The organism is Actinobacillus minor NM305, assembly GCF_000175195.1.
In the GTDB taxonomy this organism is placed as follows: domain Bacteria; phylum Pseudomonadota; class Gammaproteobacteria; order Enterobacterales; family Pasteurellaceae; genus Haemophilus_A; species Haemophilus_A minor.
This window is the reverse complement of sequence record NZ_ACQL01000131.1, coordinates 1-5,948: the sequence shown is the minus strand read 5'-3', so window position 1 is coordinate 5,948 and position 5,948 is coordinate 1. Positions and strand designations below refer to the sequence as shown.

The window sequence follows — 5,948 nt, the reverse complement described above, 5'->3', positions numbered from 1 at the left end:
GGGCGGGGATAAACCCCGCCCCTACGAATTAACGAACAAGAGAACTTGGCTCTTCCACGTTTTTCAACAACGCATATTTTTCGATCCAACCAATCACGCCATCGAGATTTTCTTTTTTCATCAGATTAGTGAAGATAAACGGCTGACCGTTACGCATACGGCGTGCATCACGTTCCATTACGCTTAAATCTGCGCCAACAAACGGTGCTAAGTCAGTTTTATTGATCACAAGTAAATCAGAACGGGTGATACCCGGTCCGCCTTTACGTGGAATTTTCTCGCCTTGCGCCACGTCAATTACAAAGATAGTTACGTCCGCCAAGTCTGGACTAAAGGTTGCCGATAAGTTATCGCCACCCGACTCAATAAACACGATTTCTACATCAGGGAAACGTGCGACCATTTCATCCACTGCTTCAAGGTTCATCGACGCATCTTCACGGATCGCCGTATGCGGACAACCGCCCGTTTCCACGCCCATAATGCGCTCAGGAGGAAGCAAGCTGTTTTTGGTTAAAAACTCCGCATCTTCTTGGGTGTAAATATCGTTTGTGATAACAGCAACGCTATATTTGCTTGCTATTTCACGGGTTAATTTCTCGATTAACGCGGTTTTGCCCGCTCCAACAGGGCCTGCAACCCCGATTTTGATGTATTTACGCATTTTGTTGTTCCTTGTTTGATCCTAGGGCTTACGCCCTAGGCTACGCATAATTGAGCCGCGCTGCGGCTCCGTAAAATTAGCTCATATATAATCTTGTATAAAGCTGCTCGTGCTGCATCGCTCGGATATCATTTGCCAGCGTTGCGGCTCCTAGCCATTCAAGGTCTGGATTTAAACTCTGTTCGACCGCTTCGGCTATCGGTTGGCGTAGGTCGAACAGAATATCCTGCCCGTCCATTTGGCTTAATGGGATCAATTTAACCCCGTTTGTGACTGCACCCACTGCTGCATTGTAGTAGAACGCATAGAGCGTTTCCGCCTTATCTAATTTCATTGCCTGCGCCACCATCGCAAACACGATAGGGAAATAGCCCTGACAGCGTTTTTCGACAATCGCTTGTTGAAACGCGGCTAATAAAGGATGTTGTTCGTAGCGGATAAAAATTTTCAACAGACGAACACCGAGTTTATAGCTGCCTTCACGGCTTTCACGGGCGATTTTGGTGGCGGCTAACTCTTGATCTAAGGCAATCAAGCGAGCCAAATCGCACGTTGCCATCGCCTCAAAAGCGAGCGACAAATACGCCCCGTCATTGTAAACCCAGTTTTGCAACAACTGCGTTTGCACATATTCCTCAAGGCTGACTTTGCTGTCCACTTTGCGCTGTTGCACGAAAGTTTCTAAACCGTTGGAATGGTTAAAACCGCCGATAGGCAAGGTAGGATCGACCAAGTGCAACAATGCGCCGAGTTGTGTTAGTGCTTGTGCCAATTTCCATCTCCGTGATGATGATAGCCGTGATGGTCGTGGCTATGTGAATGCGAATGACCGTGCCCTTGTGCGGAATTTGCCCGCAACGCTTGGCTTAAACGGCGTTCTGCTTTTTGCGGTTGAAATCCGGCCGCTTGTAGCCATTCAAACATCGGCTTGTCGTAAGGTAAAGTAACCTCATCGCCATCTAAAAACAGCGGCGAATGTTTGTTACCGATTTCATAACACGCACGTGCCATTTCCGGTAATGTTTTTGGCGAAAGCACAATCACTTCGCTCGGGACAATTTCAATGGCAATCACAAGATTATCGCTGATAAAAACGACATCATCGTGTTTCAAACGTTGCCCTTCTTTCAGTAGCCGAAACGCCACTTCACGCCCCGATTGAGAGGTTTTACGCAAAATGTTGCGTTCGCTTTCATACCATTGTAATTGAACGTAATCCACCGTTTGATCCGTGATTTTGCCTTCTGCACGAAGTGCGGTCAGATTACCGATAATTTCTTCCATAATGGGAAGGATTGGGTTGAGGATTTGCATAATAAATTTTATATTCCTAATTTAACTAATATAGCCCTAGTCTAGCCATTGCTTGTCTGACTGCAATATCTCGACCAGTATTTGGATATTGTTGCATCCAAGTATAGAAAAGATTTAGTGCTGCTTGCTTATTTTTAGAATAAGAGTAGTACTTGACAAAAGCATCTGTTGCCCAATCAATTTGATTCGTGTCAGCTAAAAGATCAGCTAAATTTCCCCAAGTTGCTCCACGTTTAGGTGAAAGTTTTAAAGATGCTGTAAAATTAATTTGTGCATTTCTGAAATCTCCGATTTTTTGATATGCAAAACCTAAATTCCCTAACACTTCGGCATCAGAAGGATTATAACTTTTCGCTTGCTCTAATTTTGAAATTGCTAATTGCAGATTTCCATTCCAAATAAGAGGTTTAGCTTCGGCATTTAAGGCTCTTGCTTTTGCTTTTGAAGTGCTTGTAATAGAACTTTTTGATTCTTTCAGTCCCCCATTCCTAAAAACTTTCATAACATCAGTGTAATTAAGTTGATAATCTGAGATTTCTCTTAATTCTCTTACTGTTAGCCAATGCATAGATTCTGGTGGGGTTTCAAGCATCGCTAATCGAATGTTATTTGGGACATTCATTGACTTATAATATGCACTCATATCAATCGAAAGAGATCTCGCAAAATGATTATCTTCTTGCTTATGTGAAATTCGATGTACGCCTATCTTGCTATTAGACTCCGAGACTCTAGGCTGCCCAGCAATAAAAATATTAAAACAAGAACTAGCACATAAAGAATCCCTTAATACAACAGTCTGAATTCTATATTTTATTAAATAATCTGCAATCTGATATCCTGCAACAACACTTCCCCCACCACTATGAAGATAGATTCGTTGTACTGGGTTCCCTGATTGCCTCCAAGATTCTGCGATATTTACAAATTTCTGCCCATCTCGCCAATCTATTTCACCATATATACCCATTTCAACAACCCCTTCTCTCGTTGCCTGCACTGGCATTTGAGCCGATTGGACGATAGATGAAATGAAAAATAAAGCTGTTCCTAGAATTTTCTTCATTTTTTCCTCAAAATTAAATGCTCGGCTTCGTTGTTGCAAGAACTTCGTACTTCCCGTTCATTTCTTCCGCCCAAGCGGCCAAATTCGGGTGATGTTTTGCAAGATCGTAACCAATTTTGTCTGCTCTAAACTGCCACCAATCAATTAAACAAACGGCGGTTAGCGTGCCGATGTTGAGTTCTGTACCGAACGGTTTTAACGCTTCTTCTAGTTGAGCGAAACTGCGGACATTGCGATCCATCAGCTGTTGATGACGACTTGTCCACCATTCATTTTCAGGGCGGAGCATACGTTCAGCCACCATTGGCATCGTATTTTCCATAATCCCATCCACCAAATTATGCAATGCCAACACTGCCCAGCGAGGTTTACCACTTTCAGGCAATAGCTTTGGTTGCTTACCTTTTTGATTGAGATATTCGCAAATTAACAAACTCCCGAAAAGCCAATTTCCACAATTTCGCTGCAATGCCGGCACTCGTCCAAGCGGATTGTCTTGATTGTGTGGCGAATTTTGGTCGAATGATGAAGTAATCCGCAACAGTTCTGTTTTATCTTCAAGTTGTTGATGTTTTAAAGTTACCAACGCTTTACGAGCGTATGGGCTAGTGGTGGAGTACCAAAGTTTCATTGTTTAAATCTCCTTATCTTCCTCTCGCCCGCTTGCGGGAGAGAGACAGCTTAAAATTGTGTAAGGCAATTTTAAGCAGAGAGAGGGCAAACAAGCGGTCATTTTTTCCAAAAGTTTTGCAACCCCTCTCCCTCCGAAAATTCTACGAATTTTCTCCTCCCTCTCCCGCAAGCGGGCGAGGGGAAGAGTGTGTTAGAACATAAAATACCGCTGCGCAAGTGGTACTTTTTTCGCAGGTTCGCAGGTAATCAGTTCGCCATCAACACGGACTTCATAGCGTTCCGGATCAACGGTAATTTCAGGTGTTGCGTTGTTGTGAACAAGGTCTTTTTTACCGATGTTACGGCAACCTTGCACGGCAATGGTTTCTTTTTCAATACCAAAGGTTTCTTTGATATTGGCTTCAACACTTGCTTGTGAAACGAAGAACACCGCACTTTCGCGGTTGGCTTTTGCGTGCGCGCCAAACATCGGGCGGTAGAATACCGGTTGTGGTGTTGGGATAGACGCATTTGGATCGCCCATTTTCGCATAGCTGATAAAGCCTTTTTTCATCACGAATTCCGGTTTTACACCAAAGAACATCGGTTTCCACAGAACGATATCCGCAATTTTGCCCACTTCTAATGAACCCACGTGTTCGCTAATACCGTGTGCAATCGCTGGGTTGATGGTGTATTTGGCAATGTAGCGTTTAATGCGGAAGTTATCGTTGCCTTCTGTGCCAAGTTCGCCACGTTGTGCTTTCATTTTATCCGCCGTTTGCCACGTACGTGTTACCACTTCGCCTACACGTCCCATCGCTTGCGAGTCGGAACTCATAATCGAGAACACGCCGATGTCGTGCAAAATATCTTCTGCCGCAATGGTTTCAGGGCGGATACGGCTGTCGGCAAAGGCAACATCTTCCGGCACACGTTTATCTAAATGGTGGCAAACCATCAACATATCTAAATGCTCATCAATGGTATTGATTGTAAACGGACGAGTTGGGTTGGTCGAAGCCGGCAATACGTTCGGGTACATCGCTGCCTTGATAATATCCGGTGCGTGTCCACCACCTGCACCTTCGGTATGGAAGGTATGGATAACACGTCCGTCAATCGCTTTCATGGTATCTTCTAAGAAACCGCTCTCATTTAAAGTGTCAGTGTGGATTGCCACTTGCACATCCATTTCATCGGCTACTTTTAATGCTGCATCAATCACAGCCGGCGTTGCCCCCCAGTCTTCGTGGATTTTTAAGCCTAACGCACCTGCACGAATTTGCTCTTTCAATGGTTCGAGTGTTGAACAGTTGCCTTTGCCAAAAAAGCCCACGTTTACCGGTAAGGCTTCACAGGCTTGGAACATACGTTGAATGTTCCAAGCGCCAGGGGTACAAGTGGTCGCGTGCGTACCGTCTGCCGGACCTGTACCACCGCCAATCATCGTGGTAATACCGTTTTCAATGGCGTGCTGTGCTTGTTGTGGGCAAATCCAGTGGATATGCGTATCAATACCGCCGGCGGTTGCAATTAAATGTGCACCGTTATGCACCTCCGTGCTTGCGCCGATAATCATATTCGGGGTGACATTGTCCATTGTGTCAGGGTTACCCGCTTGACCAATGCCGACAATACGACCATCACGAATACCAATATCCGCTTTAATAATGCCGAGTTTAGCGTCAATAATCATCACGTTGGTTAAAGCAAAATCTAACACGTTTGGATTATCACGGGTTGCCGTGCCTGATTGCGCCATACCATCACGCACCGATTTACCGCCACCGAATTTACACTCATCGCCTTTGGTTAATAAATCCTGCTCAATGGTCGCCCATAAATCGGTATCGCCTAAACGGACTTTATCGCCAACGGTTGGTCCATAAGTCGCCACATATTGACTGCGTGGAATTGTTAATGCCATTTTCTTTCTCCTTACAGTTTGCCATCAATTGCGTTATGGAAACCGTAAATGATTTTGTTTCCGCCAAATTCTACCAATTCTACCGTTTTAGCCTCGCCCGGCTCAAAACGAATGGCATTGCCCGAAGGCACATTTAAACGCATACCGCGCGCTAAAGTGCGGTCAAATTCGAGTGCGTTATTGGTTTCAAAAAAGTGATAGTGAGAGCCAACTTGAATTGGTCGGTCGCCTTTATTTACCACATCTAATTTTACGGTCTTACGTCCAACATTGGCTTGAACATCACCGTCTGCTAATTTGTATTCGCCTGGGATCATTTTTTTATCCTTTTGTCTTGTAGGGGCGAAATATTTTTCGCCCTG

Annotated in this window: 7 protein-coding genes; all 7 read right to left on the bottom strand. The window is 44.7% G+C overall.

Annotated features, from left to right (window positions below):
- Positions 1–28: 28 nt before the first annotated feature.
- Positions 29–664, bottom strand: coding sequence for an urease accessory protein UreG (ureG, locus tag AM305_RS09850; RefSeq protein WP_005825593.1), 636 nt, complete (start codon positions 662–664; stop codon positions 29–31).
- Between the two features lie 76 nt (positions 665–740).
- On the bottom strand, positions 741–1,436 hold the full coding sequence (locus tag AM305_RS09845) for an urease accessory protein UreF (RefSeq protein ID WP_005825590.1): 696 nt from the start codon (positions 1,434–1,436) through the stop codon (positions 741–743).
- Positions 1,421–1,978 carry an urease accessory protein UreE gene (ureE, locus tag AM305_RS09840; protein ID WP_005825588.1) on the bottom strand — a complete coding sequence of 186 codons (558 nt, stop codon included), beginning with the start codon at positions 1,976–1,978 and terminating at the stop codon, positions 1,421–1,423. The genes AM305_RS09845 and ureE overlap by 16 nt, the downstream gene beginning before the upstream one ends.
- Positions 1,979–2,003: 25 nt before the next feature.
- Positions 2,004–3,044 (bottom strand): hypothetical protein, encoded by a 1,041-nt coding sequence (locus AM305_RS09835; RefSeq protein ID WP_005825586.1) that lies wholly within the window; start codon positions 3,042–3,044, stop codon positions 2,004–2,006.
- Positions 3,045–3,057: 13 nt separating this feature from the next.
- Positions 3,058–3,675, bottom strand: a complete 618-nt coding sequence (locus AM305_RS09830; protein WP_005825584.1) for a glutathione S-transferase — start codon at positions 3,673–3,675, stop codon at positions 3,058–3,060.
- Between the two features lie 192 nt (positions 3,676–3,867).
- Positions 3,868–5,586 (bottom strand): urease subunit alpha, encoded by a 1,719-nt coding sequence (ureC, locus tag AM305_RS09825; RefSeq protein WP_005825582.1) that lies wholly within the window; start codon positions 5,584–5,586, stop codon positions 3,868–3,870.
- Positions 5,587–5,597: 11 nt separating this feature from the next.
- Positions 5,598–5,903 carry an urease subunit beta gene (gene ureB / locus AM305_RS09820; protein ID WP_005825580.1) on the bottom strand — a complete coding sequence of 102 codons (306 nt, stop codon included), beginning with the start codon at positions 5,901–5,903 and terminating at the stop codon, positions 5,598–5,600.
- Positions 5,904–5,948: the final 45 nt, after the last annotated feature.

Excerpts from the sequence above, each read along its gene's own strand:
- ureB (WP_005825580.1), bottom strand. The coding sequence starts at position 5,903 with ATGATCCCAGGCGAATACAAATTAGCAGACGGTGATGTTCAAGCCAAT.
- AM305_RS09835 (WP_005825586.1), bottom strand. The coding sequence starts at position 3,044 with ATGAAGAAAATTCTAGGAACAGCTTTATTTTTCATTTCATCTATCGTC.
- ureC (WP_005825582.1), bottom strand. The coding sequence starts at position 5,586 with ATGGCATTAACAATTCCACGCAGTCAATATGTGGCGACTTATGGACCA.
- ureE (WP_005825588.1), bottom strand. The coding sequence starts at position 1,978 with ATGCAAATCCTCAACCCAATCCTTCCCATTATGGAAGAAATTATCGGT.
- AM305_RS09830 (WP_005825584.1), bottom strand. The coding sequence starts at position 3,675 with ATGAAACTTTGGTACTCCACCACTAGCCCATACGCTCGTAAAGCGTTG.
- ureG (WP_005825593.1), bottom strand. The coding sequence starts at position 664 with ATGCGTAAATACATCAAAATCGGGGTTGCAGGCCCTGTTGGAGCGGGC.